The 17,113-nt window shown below is 43.3% G+C and carries 15 protein-coding genes and 2 CRISPR repeat arrays; of the genes, 1 reads left to right on the plus strand and 14 read right to left on the minus strand.

Annotation, left to right across the window (positions count from 1 at the left end):
* Positions 1 to 119 precede the first annotated feature (119 nt).
* The 3 genes from C400_RS0121925 to C400_RS27045 all read right to left on the minus strand — a co-directional run bounded on the left by C400_RS0121925 (position 120) and on the right by C400_RS27045 (position 4,378).
* On the minus strand, positions 120 to 1,586 hold the full coding sequence (locus C400_RS0121925; protein ID WP_017428204.1) for an Ig-like domain-containing protein: 1,467 nt from the start codon (positions 1,584 to 1,586) through the stop codon (positions 120 to 122).
* Between the two features lie 666 nt (positions 1,587 to 2,252).
* Positions 2,253 to 2,694: a CRISPR direct-repeat array (repeat unit 32 nt; unit sequence CTTTCAATCCACGCACTCACACAGAGTGCGAC).
* 835 nt (positions 2,695 to 3,529) lie between these two features.
* Positions 3,530 to 3,643: a putative holin-like toxin gene (locus C400_RS28155; protein WP_017428207.1), complete on the minus strand. Its 114-nt coding sequence runs from the start codon at positions 3,641 to 3,643 to the stop codon at positions 3,530 to 3,532.
* Between the two features lie 84 nt (positions 3,644 to 3,727).
* A complete protein-coding gene (locus C400_RS27045; protein ID WP_017428208.1) occupies positions 3,728 to 4,378 on the minus strand; it encodes a hypothetical protein in 651 nt (216 codons plus the stop codon).
* Between the two features lie 172 nt (positions 4,379 to 4,550).
* Between C400_RS27045 and C400_RS0121950 the strand changes: the two genes are divergently transcribed.
* Positions 4,551 to 4,766 carry a helix-turn-helix domain-containing protein gene (locus C400_RS0121950; RefSeq protein ID WP_014282582.1) on the plus strand — a complete coding sequence of 72 codons (216 nt, stop codon included), beginning with the start codon at positions 4,551 to 4,553 and terminating at the stop codon, positions 4,764 to 4,766.
* Positions 4,767 to 5,026: 260 nt separating this feature from the next.
* Positions 5,027 to 5,392: direct repeats of the CRISPR family, unit length 32 nt; unit sequence GTTTCAATCCACGCTCCTACATAGGGAGCGAC.
* A gap of 654 nt (positions 5,393 to 6,046) precedes the next feature.
* Here C400_RS0121950 and C400_RS26325 read toward each other — a convergent pair.
* The 11 genes from C400_RS26325 to C400_RS0122000 form a co-directional block, all read right to left on the minus strand.
* A complete protein-coding gene (locus C400_RS26325) occupies positions 6,047 to 7,039 on the minus strand; it encodes a DUF6602 domain-containing protein (RefSeq protein WP_017428209.1) in 993 nt (330 codons plus the stop codon).
* A gap of 5 nt (positions 7,040 to 7,044) precedes the next feature.
* Complete coding sequence (gene cmr6 / locus C400_RS26330; RefSeq protein WP_017428210.1) at positions 7,045 to 7,875, minus strand: type III-B CRISPR module RAMP protein Cmr6; 831 nt, start codon at positions 7,873 to 7,875, stop codon at positions 7,045 to 7,047.
* A 22-nt stretch (positions 7,876 to 7,897) separates the two neighbouring features.
* Positions 7,898 to 8,269 carry a type III-B CRISPR module-associated protein Cmr5 gene (cmr5, locus tag C400_RS0121965; protein ID WP_017428211.1) on the minus strand — a complete coding sequence of 124 codons (372 nt, stop codon included), beginning with the start codon at positions 8,267 to 8,269 and terminating at the stop codon, positions 7,898 to 7,900.
* Complete coding sequence (gene cmr4 / locus C400_RS0121970) at positions 8,266 to 9,225, minus strand: type III-B CRISPR module RAMP protein Cmr4 (protein ID WP_017428212.1); 960 nt, start codon at positions 9,223 to 9,225, stop codon at positions 8,266 to 8,268. The genes cmr5 and cmr4 overlap by 4 nt, the downstream gene beginning before the upstream one ends.
* Positions 9,215 to 10,504 (minus strand): type III-B CRISPR module-associated protein Cmr3, encoded by a 1,290-nt coding sequence (gene cmr3 / locus C400_RS26335; protein ID WP_017428213.1) that lies wholly within the window; start codon positions 10,502 to 10,504, stop codon positions 9,215 to 9,217. Before cmr3 ends, cmr4 begins: the two co-directional genes overlap by 11 nt.
* Complete coding sequence (cas10, locus tag C400_RS0121980; protein WP_038978046.1) at positions 10,473 to 12,401, minus strand: type III-B CRISPR-associated protein Cas10/Cmr2; 1,929 nt, start codon at positions 12,399 to 12,401, stop codon at positions 10,473 to 10,475. The genes cmr3 and cas10 overlap by 32 nt, the downstream gene beginning before the upstream one ends.
* Entirely contained in the window at positions 12,293 to 13,846 is a 1,554-nt protein-coding gene (gene cmr1 / locus C400_RS0121985; RefSeq protein WP_017428215.1) for a type III-B CRISPR module RAMP protein Cmr1, read from the minus strand. The genes cas10 and cmr1 overlap by 109 nt, the downstream gene beginning before the upstream one ends.
* A 308-nt stretch (positions 13,847 to 14,154) precedes the next feature.
* Positions 14,155 to 14,307 carry a hypothetical protein gene (locus tag C400_RS28160; RefSeq protein WP_232795407.1) on the minus strand — a complete coding sequence of 51 codons (153 nt, stop codon included), beginning with the start codon at positions 14,305 to 14,307 and terminating at the stop codon, positions 14,155 to 14,157.
* Positions 14,308 to 14,624: 317 nt separating this feature from the next.
* Positions 14,625 to 15,305 (minus strand): hypothetical protein, encoded by a 681-nt coding sequence (locus tag C400_RS0121990; protein ID WP_017428216.1) that lies wholly within the window; start codon positions 15,303 to 15,305, stop codon positions 14,625 to 14,627.
* A gap of 513 nt (positions 15,306 to 15,818) precedes the next feature.
* The gene (locus C400_RS0121995) at positions 15,819 to 16,649 is read right to left on the minus strand and encodes a hypothetical protein (protein ID WP_017428217.1); all 831 of its coding nucleotides are present in this window, start codon (positions 16,647 to 16,649) and stop codon (positions 15,819 to 15,821) included.
* A 26-nt stretch (positions 16,650 to 16,675) separates the two neighbouring features.
* A complete protein-coding gene (locus C400_RS0122000) occupies positions 16,676 to 17,113 on the minus strand; it encodes an AAA family ATPase (protein ID WP_017428218.1) in 438 nt (145 codons plus the stop codon).

The following is a 17,113-nucleotide window of genomic DNA, read 5'->3' on the forward strand; positions in this document are numbered from 1 at the left end:
TATGGAATGAATATACGCTTTGTCCTAAAAATGAACAATTTTTGAAGCAAGATCCTGACTCTGAATATAAATTGTTAAAATAAACAATCTGACGTTGTCATTGCTTTATAGACAGTACATCAACCACCATAAATGCTATAAGCAAAGTGATATACAATATCTGTAGCTGTAAGTGAAGTACCTGACACCTGGGCAGCTACACCTGAAAGATCATAGTAATGTGTAAAGCTTATGGGACCAGACAAGTATTCTGCAATACTTCCCGTAGAATGCGGCAGGGAAAGGGTCACACTAAAGGCTCCATTTTGATCCGTATAACCAGTACCTGTACGAGTTCGATTCCCGCTGCTTTCAGTCCAGTTCTGGTTCAACCATGTCACATTAACTGGTGCATTTGCTACTGGATAATTATCCGTTGTAGTAACAACACCCTTTACAGTCAGGCTGGTGTTTCCATTAACCCGATAATGGCGACCGTATGAGTAGGCTGGATAGTCATTCGGACCGTTTTTAGAGTCATAACCGTTAATTACAATTTTTCCAGCCCGAAGTACTGGTTTAAGTGTGAGTGCATATAAATGGTCGGGTGAATACTGGTTTGTGGTGTACACTCGCACATAGTAGGTTCCCGTATTCAAAGTGACATTATGATTGGTTTGCGGCAGAAGCGCCATTTGGTTGCCACTAAGAGCCCCGTAAACTTCCGCTTTGTAACCGTAGCTTTCCGAAGTGCTGTCCAGTTTGACATTCAAACCATCATAATTGCGATTCGCAGGAATTGTGATTTGATACCAATCGTTGTCAATTCCTGAATGAATGGAGCGTGAATTCAGGGTAGAGCCCCCTGTACTAAATGTAAAGTTGTAGGCATGAAAAGCACTCTCATCCGGTTCATAGGCATCATATTGAGAGCTTATATCCACAGTTAAATAGAAAGGGTCATTTATGCTTGATCCCTTTTTGGAATGGACTGCAATTGCGTAAGCTTTCTCAGATCCGGTAGCATTGCGGCTTCCTACGTTTTCAGGAAGTGATGCAGACCCATGCTCATACTTGTTAAAATAGGTTCCATAGGTGGAGGCATCAATAGCATTGGGGTTAATATCCCCTGTCGTCATATCAAATTCGTATAAATATAAGTCATAGTCAAGCTGTTCTGAAAATGGACCATCCAACTGTGCCTGCAACAATTCACCTGGCTTCACATAAATCGGATATAAAAACTGTGTGCCTCCCTCTTCCGTAATTGTACCTGAATACGTAGCAGAAGAAGCTGTGGCTGCCGTTGGACTAGCTTTCAGGGAAGGAAGGGTCTCCCTTTTCAAAGAGAATGTCTCTGGTGCTTTAAAATTGATATTTTCCTGCATGTTATAAACGGAGGATGTAATACCCTCAGGCTTGTCCGCCCGGATTAAATGCTCAATAACATCTTCTTTGTTCGTTGTTAGCTGAAAACTGGAATCAGCTTCAATAGCTTGTTTTTCCTTGTTCATCTCTGTGCCTTGACTCGCGTTTGCAGTCATCCCAAAAGCAAACAGGAGCATCAAGCTTAGCATAACTGAAATAGCCTTTCTGAACCTCTTCATACTGAAATCCCCTCTCAAATGGTTTAAGGAATTCCCGCTATCCCCGGATAAACCAGGGCGATTTCTAGGCTGTATGGCTCTATCATAAATCATCTTTGATTCTATTGGAATATATTATGCAAAAGATTTTCTATTTGTAATCTGTGAAAATAAGACCATTTTCTTATCCTTGGTGAATAAACACGGCTGAATACTAACTTGTGCTTTCCTAGCTTCATATTTAATGTATCTTTATTACGTCTGGCCGGTACTTTAACTTGATATCAGGCCCCTTCTTGGCATGAACTACAAGCGCCTATGCCTTTTCAGCTCTGGTCGAGTTGCGAGCTCCTATGTTTTCTGGAAGAGAAGTAGTTCCTTGCTCATAATTGTTAACATAAATCCCGTAGTTGGAAACATCTATTGGATTGGAATTAATATCACCTGTCGCCATATCAAACTCGTTTTTCTGACTATAAAAATCACGACAAAAAAGGCTCTCCTGATTTAAAAGGGAGCCAGGTTAAATAAGATTTGTATCGATACTTTGCGAGAATACGTCATACTCCCTTAAAAAGAGTAACTACGTAAAGTAGTCATAAAATCTGCAATTGCTCGCGATTTTAATGCGTCGCACTCATATAGAGTGCGACGCTGCTCAAGGACGCTCAGGCCGCTGGGGATGTACTTTCAATCCACGCACTCACACAGAGTGCGACGCAAAACAATTATCGGAGCTTTACCGCTGCCGAAACTTTCAATCCACGCACTCACACAGAGTGCGACCCACACGTTCAGCAGGACCGAGGATTTTGTAACGCTTTCAATCCACGCACTCACACAGAGTGCGACTTTGGCGTCAATTTACTCATGTTACTTCCCTCCTAACTCTTTCAATCCACGCACTCACACAGAGTGCGACTGCTTGCGCATTTCAAAGAACCAAAAGGTTATTTAGCTCTTTCAATCCACGCACTCACACAGAGTGCGACGACGTTACCGTGTAGTCAAGGGCGGCCGGGGTTCTAACTTTCAATCCACGCACTCACACAGAGTGCGACCGGCCAGAAACGTCGATTCCCTGTCATGTCCTGTAGCTTTCAATCCACGCACTCACACAGAGTGCGACAGCGAAAATGCAGTAATTCATATCCATAGGATATCATTTCCACGCATTGTCGCAAAAAATGATGCCCAATAAGCTTGAATCAACTATTGACTTTTGCGGATAGATAGCCGATTCGATACTTTCCGACAATTTTCGAGGTGCGAAGGACCCGGGATTTTTATGTGCGCTTGGGGTTCGCACCGAATCATCTTTCCTATGGTCACTCCATTTTTGAAGAGCAGGTCAATCAACTTAATTTAGATACTATTTTACCACAAAAAAACTACAACTCTCTTATTTATACGATATAATAGATTTATATATTGTTCTTTTTTGACTATAAAGCACCTCGAATTACCCATAAACATGCACAGAAAAGGGAAATAGATTGTTTTTCTTGAAAAACGCTTTGCGGGCTTGATAGTCTTGTTTGTTGGCTATGTACGCATGTTCCAGTTCGTTCAGCGACATAACTTCTCTTTTCATGCGTAGATATGTTTTATCTCTGTTTGTTTTCAGCGTTTGTAACTACGTCTACATTGCCCTCATGAATTTCCTTGACAGAAACATAATGCAGCCGCTCGTCCTGCTCTGAGAATAAAAATTGAAGATTGATCGAGCAAATCGGTAAAAAATGCTTCCGATCATGTTCAAGATTTCCAACACTGCGTCCTCATATGCTGGATAACGCTTGATGAACTTCTCTGGTATACTCATAGCTGTCCCCTATATTGCCTGACCTTTTTGGTGTATAGGTATGAAAATGAACCTCCCTTCTCTAACTCTTCTTCCTTTATGATGCATGTTCCATTTGAATGGTAACAAACGGGTTTGAAATTCGCTATATGTGGGCCGTCTACTTTCTGTTGTGTTGGTTCAATGCGATTACGATGGTGAAAATTAATGCGATCAGCGTAACCAGCAGCGTACCGAACATCATCATTAATGTCAAAGCATCTTTAACCTCCACAGCCCTCACACCCTTTGCAGGAGACTAGCCAACTGTCCACCCAAGCCATTTTGTCGTCTGCGTAGCAACTACACCTGGGGATTGTTATGTACGGGCATACATTTCCTCTTCTACTCTTTCAATCGCTTGAATCAGCGTCATAAAAGGATCTTCCAGCTTATACTGAATGGCCTGCTCGCCTGTACCGCCAGCATCACACCATTCCCAGTACATATGGACATCTACGGATTCCAGAAAATATACAGATAAGGCTTCGACTGGATTTATAGCATACATAGCCATAAAGGTTTCATTCGAGAGTTGCTCATAACGTAGGTATTCGCCTTTCATTAGGTAGAGCAGATTCTGGATTGCCTGATCATTCACATTAATGATACGACGGATGAACGCATTGCGTCTTTCAACGGTATTCAGTATGATTTGCATAGCATGACGAATCTGCACAGCTTCTGGACTGACTTTGAGCAGGTGAATTAAATCATTAGTGGTTAGATTCGAGTTCCAGGGGGCCGGTGCAATAATCCGTGTCCATGCATCATTATGCCCTCTTTCAAAAACCTGAATCGCGTCCGAAACATCGACACCGATGGTCTGCCATTTTCGATTGAGCGCATCCACAATATGATAGTAGTGCAGCTCCGCTGTTTCCTGCGCTCCCTTTTCCTGCTCCCACACCGGATTCATGCGTACAATATCCTCGATCGCTTGCACATTCGCTTTCAGTTTTTCAGTCATAGGTATCATCCTCCATTGAAATTCTGGTAAAATGGCAATAGCAAAGCTAAGGGTATGCTGGATACATCCCTTTGGGTAGATATTATATTCGCGTTAGCGAATAAATTGTATATGCATTATATTATTCGCATATATGAATAATGTCAATGAGTTTTTAGGAGGTTTCTTTTTCTTGCTAAAATTAAATATAAGGCTTAAAGAAGTGTTAAAAGAGCGCAATATGACGCAAATGCAACTTTCGGAAAAATCAGGTGTTAATCAAGCAAGAATCTCACAGCTTTGTAAAAATGGGAGACAAGAAGTAAACTTGCTTATGCTTGAAAAGATCGCTCATGCTCTGGAGATCAAAGACATTTCCGTGTTAATGCAGTTTGAAGAAACAGAATAGTGTGGTTTGTGCATATTAACGTGGGAGTACATTAAGGAGTCTGTTTTCAAAACGGGCTTCTTTTTTATGTTTCACTTTTTAGAGTGGTGTTCCGAACAGTTCCACGTCTATAAAAATGTTAGTTCATTTTGAACCTATTTCCATATTACAACCAGCACACAAGAAGGCTTGCCTAGTACTAGGGCAAACCTTTTTGTGTATTTCAATGAAAAATGAGGAACGTCATAGCTGTGCTATATGTGCGGTATGAGAAATACATACTTTCAATTCACGCTCCTACATAAGGAGCGACAATATTATTAGTGAGGATGATCAACCCATGACAAAAGTTTCAATCCACACTCCTACATAGGGAGCGACGATGAATGTTACTGCTGGTTGTATCATTGTGACTGTTTCAATCCACGCTCCTACATAGGGAGCGACTCTGCGTCCGGGACGATGGCCTCCCCTAACTCATAGTTTCAATCCACGCTCCTACATAGGGAGCGACTGAGGAAATCAAAGAGGAACCAGTCGATGGACCTGTTTCAATCCACGCTCCTACATAGGGAGCGACCTGCTTTCGGATATGTCTGTGACTTACAGTGATTTGTTTCAATCCACGCTCCTACATAGGGAGCGACAGCACACGTTACAAAGCCTTATCCAGCAAGGATTTGTAAACGCTTTTTCACGAATCTCTTTTCAACTCATCAATAAATGTTAAAAATCTTACCCCAAAATCATTGAATTCCTTGTCTGGCGCGAGGTGCGAATGTTCTGGGGATTTCATGTGCGCTTAGGGTTCGCACCAAATTAAAGGTTAAATTGTTTATTGTACATCACCCTGTGAGAAGCAACGAACTTACGGATGTGAGTATAGCGAGCTGAGTTTAAATTTCACACTTCAATACTGGGAGCGACTTCTTCAGCCTACTTGGGGTTATTACACCATGCGTCTGTTTCAATCCACACTCTCATATAGGGAGCGACCCAGAAAGAGGAAATGAAGGCGTGGAAGCTCAAGCCGTTTCAATCCACGCTCCCATAAAGGGAGCTACAGCCTCTTACCCTATACCCCTATATACCTTTCAATCCACGCTCCTACATAAGGAGCGACAGCACGCGTTACAAAGCCTTATCCAGCAAGACTTTGTAAACGTTTTTTCGCGAATCTCTTTTTAACTCACCAATAAATGTTAAAAATCTTACCCCAAAACCATTGAATCCCTTGTCTGGCGCGAGGTGTAAATGTTCCGGGGGTTTCATGTGCACTTGGGGTTCGCACGAATTAACCCCTATTTACCGTTATTGTTAAACATATTTACATAGGCCATATGTGGAAATAAAATGGGATTGTTAATGAGCATCAACAATTGATTCAATTGAAAGGTAAGAGAAAGCAACGCAATTTCTTGTTGCTTTCCTTGATCCTCATACACACGATAGCTATCCATTTGTAAAGCTCTCTGCAACTCAGAAGATGATTTTTCCGTCTTGAATTTTGCTTTTATGTCATCGTAGTTGATGTTTTCTTTATGATTTAATGCGTCGCTCCACGAAGCAAGATCCTGCAAACGAGATGACAGCCTCACCTTAAGCCGCTCACCCTCGGGATGAATATTTATATCAAAAGGTTCAATATATCGAGTCGAACTCTTACTCAGGGTATGACATAATATCTGGATCGGACGCGTAGATGTTTGCGTCAGTTTTTTTCTCTCATCCGGTTTAGGTTCATTCCCCTTCGTCATAGGTAACAGCAGCTTACCTTTAGCATCTGATTCGTATGAATATTCTCCCATAGCGATACCATTAAACATACGCGTAATCGACTTCAGTGAAGTATTCAGCTTTGTAATGCTTCGTGACCAATCCGTGAGAACCTTCATATCTTTTTTCATCACATTCTTGCTCTTGCATTGCACAACCACAGCAACCGCTTCAATCGGAATATATTTAATACGGCCATGTCTGAAAATATAAGGGGTATACTGTTCATCAAAAATGGCCAGATCCACCTCTTTCGAGACATGCCCGTGTGAGTCAATAAGAAATACCGATTGTTCAATGGAAAACTTACGAGGAATAATTTGCTCGAACAGCGATTTCCAAATATCTTCACGAAAGGTTCCACTGGTCACATGATGTCTTTCTGCCGCCATGTTAAGCTGACTAGTAATGCTTTTTTCCAAATGAATATAGTTTTGGGAAATCTGCTGGATCGCTTTGACTGCGTCCTCTTTGATCTCCTGCTTGATTGTTTTATGAGAACATTTCTTTCTCGACATTCGGTTCACTCCCCTGTTACCCTGACCATACGTCCATAGCCAGCATTCGTTTTGCCGCCAATCCCTTCATGTTCCAGCGCATGCACTACAATTTCCTCTGCGATGTCAAGCCACTGTTTGGCTTGCACCTCATCCAATCCGTCTATAGCACAGGTAAGCATGAAGTGGAAGTGAGAAGAGGATACCGCCAAAAATGGAAGCGGAGTAGGATCGTCGTCATCGCGCGGTGCAGCACTCGTCTTTGGATCAAGTTTCTGTAGCTGAATGGCGTTATAGGCTTGATGATGCGGTGTCATTACATCCTGCACGAGTGCATTACCGACCATATGGGGAGATACCCACGCATCGTGAAAACAAATATAGCCCGCCTGATCCTGAGAGCCGAACAGTGCTGTGTAATAAGTATGGTCTGCGAGGAAATCGGAATTTTCCTTTCCTAATACATGGTGGCAATAATGTGCTGCCAGCCCTTTGATTGCACTGCCGGGAATATAGGGAACCCCATAGATCCGGTGTAGCGTAAGCGAAGTCTCCAATGCCGAAATTCCTCCATGACCAATCAGCAGCGGTGAGACATTTTTCATCACAAATTCATTTATGCGGGACAGACTTAAATTTGCTGCCAGTGCCTGCTTATACTGGTCAAAACGCGCTTGATACCATTCCTGTTGCCCTTTTAATTGCCAGGCAGATTTATACTCTTGGATAACCTGTTTGTACAGTGCTCCTTTGTCTTTCCCTTTGTCAGGGGGATTCTGTATGGCCTGACAGAGTGTTATCTTGTGTGCGCTTGAATCCGTTGTAGCCTGTTTGGTAATCGCAAGATATGCATTCAACACCGTTCCTCCTCTCCTTTCATCATGCATCCATACTATCCGACGCCTCTACTCGGAGAATAGCCTCTGCATATCGTTTAAACCAGACGGCTGCCTTGAGCGTCCTTTGGGACAAATCACGGTACTCCGTCATGTTGGGAGAAGAAAGCTCTTTTTCCCAACTGGAGATTCCCAATGCTGCCTCCATATCGCTAAGATAACGTCCATGAATAGAAGACGGGTCATTGCCTGCTTTACTTCGAAAAAAAGCAACTGTCAATCGCAGTCCGTTCACCAGCAGCATCGAAGGAAATAACTGGCACAGCCGACCATACTCTTTGTCGTTACTACTGGATTCAATCTGCCGGATACTATGGAGTGCTTTTTCGGCATATGTATGGGCTACAGATTTCATAGCGTTCCCCCTTTGACATAGCTGCACTGGATTCTCCCCTTGCCTACGGTGGCGTTTCCTCCAATTTGCAGATACGTCTTCGGTGGCAGTTCGTCCAATAGCTTGCGTCCGTTCATGTTATGCTGTTGACCGAGAACCGGATCGGACCAGATTAGTCCATACAAGATGGATTCTGTCGGTAGATATTCCTCATTCCACAGCGCACCTTCTGCAACGGTTTTTACATTTTGGTCAATACGAATACGAGGTACAATCTCGCTGCACATCGTTACAAAATACTGAAAGGCTTCATCGGCAACGACCGCAATCCGCTCGGTTAGCATGGACTGAGAAATAGGATCATCGGCAAATAACTGCTTTGCCAGCCAATTTACCCAATCGGTGAAAATAGGGTCCTCTACTGCTTCATTGACAAATTCGTCGATAAACAGCATGTCTTTCCCCGTTGCATGATCTCGCTTCCTCAGTTGGCTCAGGGAATGAACTACTGAACAATCCTGATCCTGATCTGACTGCACCAGTCCCGACAGCTTGGATACATTCAATTCTGGCATGGCTATATTGGCTGCTTCTACATCCCGTTTGAACCGTTTCAGTACGAGTGGACAAGTGATATAAGCGAAAGTACCATAGTGACTGGCGACTGGAAAAGCCAAAATTCTGGCATCTGTCATCACCAACGCTCCCGCATTCCCCTCATCTGCGCCCTCAGCATCATCTTCGCCCCGACTACTTCCCTTACCAAAAGCAACATCCAGCCATTTATCCGGCTGCTTGTAGTTTCCATTGCTGAAAAAATCCCGATGCACTCCCTTTATGCTGGAGCCTGGAAAATAGGGCCATTCCGTTACTTTTTCTCTCATCATCGGCATATCCACGATACCTACACCCTGTCCTGCACCCACATGCACTGGAGTCATACAATGCACCATATACATTCGACTGTCAGTTTCCATTTTCCATCCCCCTCATTGAATTCGGTGGATTCCATATCCCCCATGTTGCGAGTCCATAACCATCTTGCTTGTCAAAAAATGCATGTCGACGATCTTCATCAGACATGGACGCAAGCCATTTGCTGCGAACCAGTTCTATCGGATCACCCTCGATGACTTCAAAAAAGTATACACTTCCTGCCGGAGCCATACGACGTACGGCTTTAGCTTTATTCTTACCATAGCTCCAGCCCGAAACGGCCTGCCAGCGGGGGACACATGCCCAGCGCAGCTTGAGCTTGATGGGTAGTTTATGGTCGAGCTTTTTGGTCGATTCTAATTCCTCATTTAACCAGCCTGGTAGCCAGCCCTTGGAGAAGTATGCGGGAGTGGTCAACACCATACGCACATATTTGGGATGAGCGGCTACTGCTTGCAATACCTTTTCCGGACATGTCCAGATATCACTTTGCTTTTGCGAATCCTCAATTTCCTGAAAATGTGCCAGCCTCCGTTTCCCTCCCAAGGAATGAAGACCTTTGATTTTGCCTGTCCAGTTCAATTCCTCCGGTATCTTCACATGGGCGACAAGCGACAGGTCGGGTGGAAGCACCAGCGATTCCGTAGAAAATAAAGCCTTATCCATGGCTGTATACGTATTCGGCTGGATCGCCGTATGCGTGCGTACCTCACGGGCAAAGGGTGCGATGAAATGCTCTGAGGAGGACGTTTTTTTCTTCTTCTCTGTCTGCTGATTCCGCCATTGCCCTATGGCATCCGACCATTCCTGTGGTGAAACCTCATCGCAGAGCCACCGAATCATCCATTCCTCCGAGACGTAGGCAGGCGCTGATTTCAAGTTTTTTTTAATGTTCTCTGGCATCCGAATCGGCCACAGCTTGTCCTCATGCAATCCAGTGTTACCCGTTCCAAGAAAGCCTTGCTTGACCTGTTCTTGTTCTTTCGGAGGCTCGCAAGGTCTTCGCACATGGACACTAATGCTGCCTTTTTTATCCTCGCCTGTCTCATCATCCGTTTCTGGTTCATATAGATCCAGATCATGTGGCATGGGGTAAAAAAGCCTGTTTTCTAACATATATATTGGGCCACGCACATCTACCTTTGCCAAAGTGGAATATTGTGAACATTGTTGACGCATTAACGTACGCAAGGTTCCGGCTATTACCCCTGGTGTGACGGTATTCAAGCTATGTGCCCGGGCACCAGGCGTAGCTCCGAACGGTCTTCCGTCCCGAATCATCAGCGGCTCAAGAGGCTGAATCTGTATGCTGCGTTCCATCGGTTCCACCCACTTTCTCCAAAGTTATTGCAATCACGCATTGTTCTGCCAGCCGATGCAGCAGCGCCAGCGAATCGGAGTGGGATTTCTCCCCTAGCTCCTGCAATCCAGCAAAGATGGGTAACACTTCCCCCACCATATTGTCTGTAGATATATGTGCGGGTTTCTTCCTTATGATCAGTCGCCGTACTTCCTGTAGCAGTAATTCACCCAAACCTTCTTGTGGCACAGTCTTATGAGCTTGTAAATTCATATACTCCGCATGAAGCTGTCTTAAAGCATAGGCAAAGCCGGATGAAATATAGCCTGACTCATACAGTGACTTCATCTTGTTGATCGTCTCCACTGGCTGATCGCCAAAGGGGAGGCTCACCTTCATTTCCTCACTACCACTTCTCTTTTGAAAATAAATAGCCAATGAATCACGCCGTACCTTCGCCAAAGCCTCGATTGACCGTGCCAGTTGCAGCGACTCTTCCAATGGCTCCATCATATGTACAATGGCAATCCCCACCGAAAATGTAGGCAAGCTCGTCCCTTCAGGAACTGCTTGCTTCATAATATGGATGAATTCCTGTTGTATTTCTCCGGCAGCATCCAAACAATGATGAAGCGGGAGTAACGCCATGACATCATCACCGCCGCTGTATATCATCTGGCCTGCATACCGCTGAGTGACAATGCTATCGACTTGTGAAGCAAACCTTGAAAGCTGCTCCGTGAATTTCTGATGCTCCTCCACTGTACTCATGCCACGCAAGCAGTTCCCCATATGATCCCCGTCCCCTACAATCAAAGCATAATAGGAGGTCGGTCTTCTTTTTATCTCATTATATAAAATATCCAATTTCCTGGTAATTGACTGTGTCATCTTCTCCGGCCATTTCTCGATTAGCAGAGTAGATGCCTGTTGCTCCGTCATCAGTTCCGTGATCGCCTCTTCTATCCGGTTGGGATAGAACATACGCGAGTCGTAAGTGTCCGCTTTACCGCCTGCCAATTTGGATACGTCCAGATATTCTTTCAAGTCTTCTCTTATATCCCGGTAAAAAGAATCGACTTTGTCTTTCATCTTTAGATTTTTCGGTTTCCTGACCTCATCCTCAAATTGGCGAAAAGCTACATCGCACACTGATTTAAATTCTCTCTCATGCCCGATAAAACGTGACAAACGCTTCACAAGCGAAATCGCATCAAGCTCTTCCTTCGGTTTGATACCAAATCCGGCATAAGAAGCGTATTTTCCCGTTTTCAGCACAGATTCTCTTCCGCCATCCAAACTGGACTTGGCATCGCCAAAGCGGTTGGCAGGTTCATTAGGACGATAATCACGCAGGGTTTTTCGGGCAGCCATAAGCTGCTCCGTCTGCTTAAGCACATCCTCGTATTTGCCCTCCAACACAGACCATACAGCAAAAAATTCAATCAGATCCTTCACTTGACGTTCCCACATCGGTCCGATGATGCTGTCACCCAGTCTTTTTTTCGCTTTATTGGCATAATCCAGCCATTTGAACGTCACTGCACGCTTCACATCCAGTGCCACCTGTCGCGGGTTATCTGTGGTCACTATAGCCTGTACCTTGTTGGCAACTCTGAGATAATCCAGCTCAACCTTGGTCATGTTCTGGTCCAGATAAGGGAAAATCATCTTTGCCTTATGTACCTCTGACAACTCCCTAGCTGCCTTCTTGCTAATCTCGGACAACACATAGGACCCGAACCACAAGTCGCGAGTTTTACGAGCCTGAGCAATAAATTCCTGCACAGGACCGATAGAGAAGAGCATTAAGTATTGCGTCGGTTGTTGTAATTGTTGCGACCGTTGTAAGATTTGTTCTGTCCGTTGCGGTTGCCCATGTACGGTTTCTTTTCTGATTCTCGATGAATCTTCCATTTTTCGACCTCCTTCCCGTTTAAAAAAGCATCTATTGCAGAAGTGAAAGGCTTCTCTTTATTCCCCATATTCATAGGGCTATCAGAATACGTAAGTTCTTTATAAATGTCCTTTTGGGTAATGTCGTATTGCTTAATACGATCCTTTACTTTCCGTTCATGGCACTTCTTTATTTCTTCTTCATGTTTTGACAACCTGCCCATTTTTTCTGGAACCATTTGCAACTCAAGCTTGTCCAGCTTAGGATGATTTAATCTGACAATGACACCGACTCCCCTGCTCTCACTGATGGCTAACGCCTTTGTAATTAGTGGCGAGGCAAGCCGATTTTTCCCCTTCGGTATTAGCTGAGTCTTATAAGGCTCTCGTTTGTCTGAAAACATGCCCTTTAATTTAAAATCCTGTTTAAATTCAAAAATAATAGGCAAGCCCATTTCGGCCCGTGGAAAAGCAATACATTTGCCTTTATCTTCGGGCAGCGGATCTTTATGTCGACCTTCTGCCATTCCGGTTATGAGTCGCAATGAATCTGCTTCTGGCCACATACTTCGCTTATATCCAGCTTTGAATGCTCTGAAATTTTTGTAAATCTCAATGACCTTTTTCCAGGCGAGAGTCAAATCTCTATCATATGTTTGGATGTGAATTTCTTCAGGCAACGTAGGCCAACCTTGTCCTAATTCTCCTATTTCTTCGCAAGAAAGGAGCTTTAATCCATATTCTAATTGCTTTTTTTCATACCAATCGGTATAGCTAGCGTATTTCTCACCCAGCTTTGGGGAAAAGCTCTCACTAAACAGGCTCCCACAGCCTCGGCGTGTTCGATTCCCGATTCCACCAAAGTTAATCCATGCCCACAAAGCCGCTTCAACTTCTTTTTTTAATGCTTCTATATCTGGAAACAGATTGTCTTGAACTTTATCTTTAGCTGTAGGAATGTAGTCGCTATATTGAACATACAGAGTAAAGGTAAGCTTCCTCAAAGTTCTTACTTTGTTGTTGCTGGTGTATGGAAAAACAGCATAGAGCGGGAGAAAGTTTTTAAAACGATAAGCAGGTTCCTTCCCAGGCCGGACCTGTTTATTCTTATCTATTTCCCTTGCATCCGTAATTTCGGGTTTATGTCTGCTTTCCACCCAAATTTTCACCCTGCTGGGCGAATGGGTATCACCGAAAATTGCGACCTCATGCCTGCGCAACTCTTTCACATCCTGAAATGCTGCTCCTCGTGTCGCACGCCACCAAAAGCGCAAATGTCCCCGGATCGAAGAACTCCGGACAGGAAATGTTTCATCCAATTCCCCCGGTTCGTTGCCGCCTCCGAACATGGGGGTGACAATCTTGATCTCGTAGGGCTTCTTTTCTTTTGATTGCTTTCTGCCACTTATTAAATTTTCTTTTACATCCTTCAGTTCAGGCGGTAAAATGCGATTTTTGTAGTTCATAAACTCACCTCTCATCATGACTAATTATATAGTTTTAATGAACTATTTCCCGAGAAAAAACAACTGTAAATAGGCTAAAGTATCTCTTTTATAGAACATTATACTCTATGATGGAAAATTTTACAGGATTATTTTCCATGATTCTACATTATTCTCGCATACGTTCTCTATCACTTGGAGAATTTCGCTAACCTAAAATACAAAAAGCCAAAAAGCACCCAAGTTCCCGTTTCAGGAGAACCTTCGGTGCTTTTGGGTTATTTTATTTTTTCACAAGATCAAAGGACAATTATTGGTTGTTGTACCTCTCACGTCCAGAGAGTGACGAGTCGCCAGTTCTGGCTGGTTTCAATGTATGCTCCCATATAGGGAGCGACCATAGACTCCAATAAGAAGGGAAGAAGATAGGATGTCTCAATCCACGCTCCTACATAAGGAGCGACGATAATATCAGTCACCACTGAGCCAGACAGAGGCCCGTTTCAATCCACGCTCCTACATAAGGAGCGACTACAAAATTCCAAGCGCCCAATGGTTATTGGCTTCTGTTTCAATCCACGCTCCTACATAAAGAGCGACAACACGCGTTACAAAACCTTATCTAGCAAGGCTTTGTAAACGCTTTTTCGCGAATGTCCTTTCAACTCACCAATAAATGTAAAAAGACACAACCCAAAATCGCTGAATCCCTTGTCTGGCGCGGGGTGCGAATGTTCCGGGGATTTCATGTGCACTTGGGGTTCGCACTTAAAGCCTATGAAATCCATGCCTTATACTGTTATAAATTCTTTTTCAATTCCTGATCCTTTTGCTGCTCACTCAAATGCTGTAGTTCCTTGCTACCATACACTAGACTCAGGCGGGGCTCGAAATTATCACCTTGTAAATCAAGCAAAATTTCTGTATCTTCTGTCTCCCAAGTTGTCTGATAATGCAATTCGCCTGTCGCTACAGCCATTCCCCATTGGCTTGGCGTGCCTTTGTATAAATCTCCCTTCCAAAGGGTATCATCACTGCTAGGCTTGCCGTATTTCTCCGTTAGGCTCTTTTTTAAGTCATTATAATTCTCAATATACTCATTTTTATTCGTATGTTTTTCGGTCACTACATAACCTGCACGAGCCAATTGATCATCCACAAAAAAGTACATAAGTCCGCTTTCCAGTCCCAATATCTTGGAGTAATAGGCCACTGACTCATGATCTTCCTCTTCAACTTCCATATCTTCAGATGCCTTTACTTGTTCTTTACTCATCCCCCAGCCTACGTTACGAAATGAAATTTTACCTTGATATCCACTATTTTCTGCCGCTACCGTCTCATGTACAGATGAACTGGCAGAGCCTCCTGATGCATTTGAACTTGTAGCACTCTCTGTACTCGTAGTATCGCTCTTGGAAGTAGAACAACCTGATAGAACGATTCCTGCTACACATAACCATAAAAATATCTTTTTCATAAACTGACCCCTTTACCGAATATATACCAAAACTCTACCATGTCTTTGGTAATAGGTCTATAGTAGTAATCAAACAAACCATTTTTTCAGCTATCTATTCCCCACCATTACGTTATAATAATCACAACTATTTATTCCGATAAGAAAAAGACGATATATATGAGTCAAGATTCAGCATAAATTTCACGTCCTTTAGTCAGGGTTAATCAGTGGGTGTTGTGCTGCCTGGAGTTTTCACTTGGATCACATTTTTCTGCTGGTCGCTTGGGTAGGATTTATACTCCAATGGATAACGGCAGTTCTTTTAGCCTATAAACACATCCAATCATCCATAGATATACGTAGAAAAAGGAGATCTAAACTTAATTAATGAAAGTAACACCAAGCTTAGCGAGGGTAAAAAGCTCTTCAGAGATTTTGGTGAACAGGTTAACACACTGGCTAAAGAGCACGATGTGAAGATCAATAAGAAATAAATTTTAAAGCTCCCATCTCGGGAGCTTTTTCTATATCCTAGGAATACTCGAAGCAAATTATCGCTTTCATTAATTCTCTATCATAAAATAAGTAAACCTTATCGGCTCCAAACGCTTGAAAATAATATCCGGTGAAAGAACCGATATAGGTAAATGTCTCACCATTGGCACGTTTAGGCACATGAAGCAGATTGGTTTGCTCGAACTTGAGCATTTCTTCCAAGGATTCGTCATATTCCTTGATGTAGCTTTGGGCCTCATCAGACTGAAATGCGATATCATCCAGAATACCGTTGACTTCGGGAAAGCTTAGCCCCCAGCCACTGGATTGCTTTTCCTCAAAATCGTGGGTGAGCTCTTCCACTGACTTTTTGGCCTCTCCAAAGGAGGAATAAGGATAGATTTTATTATTTTCTAAGAAAAATGCTTTGCGAGCTTCGTAATCTTGTTCATTAGCTGTGTACACCTGCTCCAGTCCGTCCAACGCCATGACTTCTCTCTTCATACGTAGGTACGCTTTATCCCCGGTAGATTTCAGCGCTTCATAGGTAGCCTCCAACTGCGCTTTCTGATGAAGACTAAAATAATTCCAGTCTGCTTCAAATTTGTATTTGCCGTCAATTACATCGAATCCCAGCATATCTTCCTTGGTATATAAGGTATGAAATTGCTGAGTATTTTCACCCACACAGCCTTCGTGGATTTCTTTTGCGGAAACAAAATGAAGCCACTCGTCCTGCTCTGGAAATAAGAATTGGAGGTTAATCGAGCAAATTGGCAGAAAGTGCTTGCGGTGATGTTCAAGATCGCTGGCAAATACGTCCTCGTATGCTGGAAAACGTTTGATAAATCTCTCTGGTATGTTCATGGATGCTCCTCCTAAATTGTACGGTTCTATGGTTGCTTTTCGATCCGAAACGTCCCTTCACTCGAAATCACGCTGTAAATTTCATCAAATCCTTCTTCGTAACTTGGGACCTCTAGTTTACTCATTACACTTTTAATACCGATTTCAGGAATATACTCTTTGCCTGTGCGCTGCTCATTACGCTTAATAGATTCAGCATAATCAGGTTCAAAGTAGTAGCCAATGATTTTAAATCCCTTGTTTTTACAAGCATCTATATATTTCTTTCGTTCTTCGACTGTGGGATTGGTATTGTCCACTACAAAACGCTGCATCGTTTCGATGGAGGTCTGAAGGTACATATTTTCCCTATTCCGTGTTTTAAGCATATCAAGATTTATCCGCATATGTGTTTTGAAGAATCGTTCTTTATAAAAAGCCGACTTGCCCGAAGCCTGAATTCCTATAAAAATGACACACTCCAA

Origin of the sequence: Paenibacillus sp. ICGEB2008, from assembly GCF_000307675.1 — a bacterium.
Taxonomy (GTDB): Bacteria; Bacillota; Bacilli; order Paenibacillales; family Paenibacillaceae; genus Paenibacillus; species Paenibacillus polymyxa.

What these genes read in the sequence shown, in the direction of transcription:
- C400_RS0121925 (WP_017428204.1), bottom strand. Translation starts at nt 1,586, where the DNA reads ATGAAGAGGTTCAGAAAGGCTATTTCAGTTATGCTAAGCTTGATGCTC.
- C400_RS27045 (WP_017428208.1), bottom strand. Translation starts at nt 4,378, where the DNA reads ATGACTGAAAAACTGAAAGCGAATGTGCAAGCGATCGAGGATATTGTA.
- C400_RS26325 (WP_017428209.1), bottom strand. Translation starts at nt 7,039, where the DNA reads ATGTCGAGAAAGAAATGTTCTCATAAAACAATCAAGCAGGAGATCAAA.
- cmr5 (WP_017428211.1), bottom strand. Translation starts at nt 8,269, where the DNA reads ATGAAATCTGTAGCCCATACATATGCCGAAAAAGCACTCCATAGTATC.
- cmr4 (WP_017428212.1), bottom strand. Translation starts at nt 9,225, where the DNA reads ATGGAAACTGACAGTCGAATGTATATGGTGCATTGTATGACTCCAGTG.
- cmr3 (WP_017428213.1), bottom strand. Translation starts at nt 10,504, where the DNA reads ATGGAACGCAGCATACAGATTCAGCCTCTTGAGCCGCTGATGATTCGG.
- cas10 (WP_038978046.1), bottom strand. Translation starts at nt 12,401, where the DNA reads ATGGAAGATTCATCGAGAATCAGAAAAGAAACCGTACATGGGCAACCG.
- cmr1 (WP_017428215.1), bottom strand. Translation starts at nt 13,846, where the DNA reads ATGAACTACAAAAATCGCATTTTACCGCCTGAACTGAAGGATGTAAAA.
- C400_RS0121990 (WP_017428216.1), bottom strand. Translation starts at nt 15,305, where the DNA reads ATGAAAAAGATATTTTTATGGTTATGTGTAGCAGGAATCGTTCTATCA.
- C400_RS0121995 (WP_017428217.1), bottom strand. Translation starts at nt 16,649, where the DNA reads ATGAACATACCAGAGAGATTTATCAAACGTTTTCCAGCATACGAGGAC.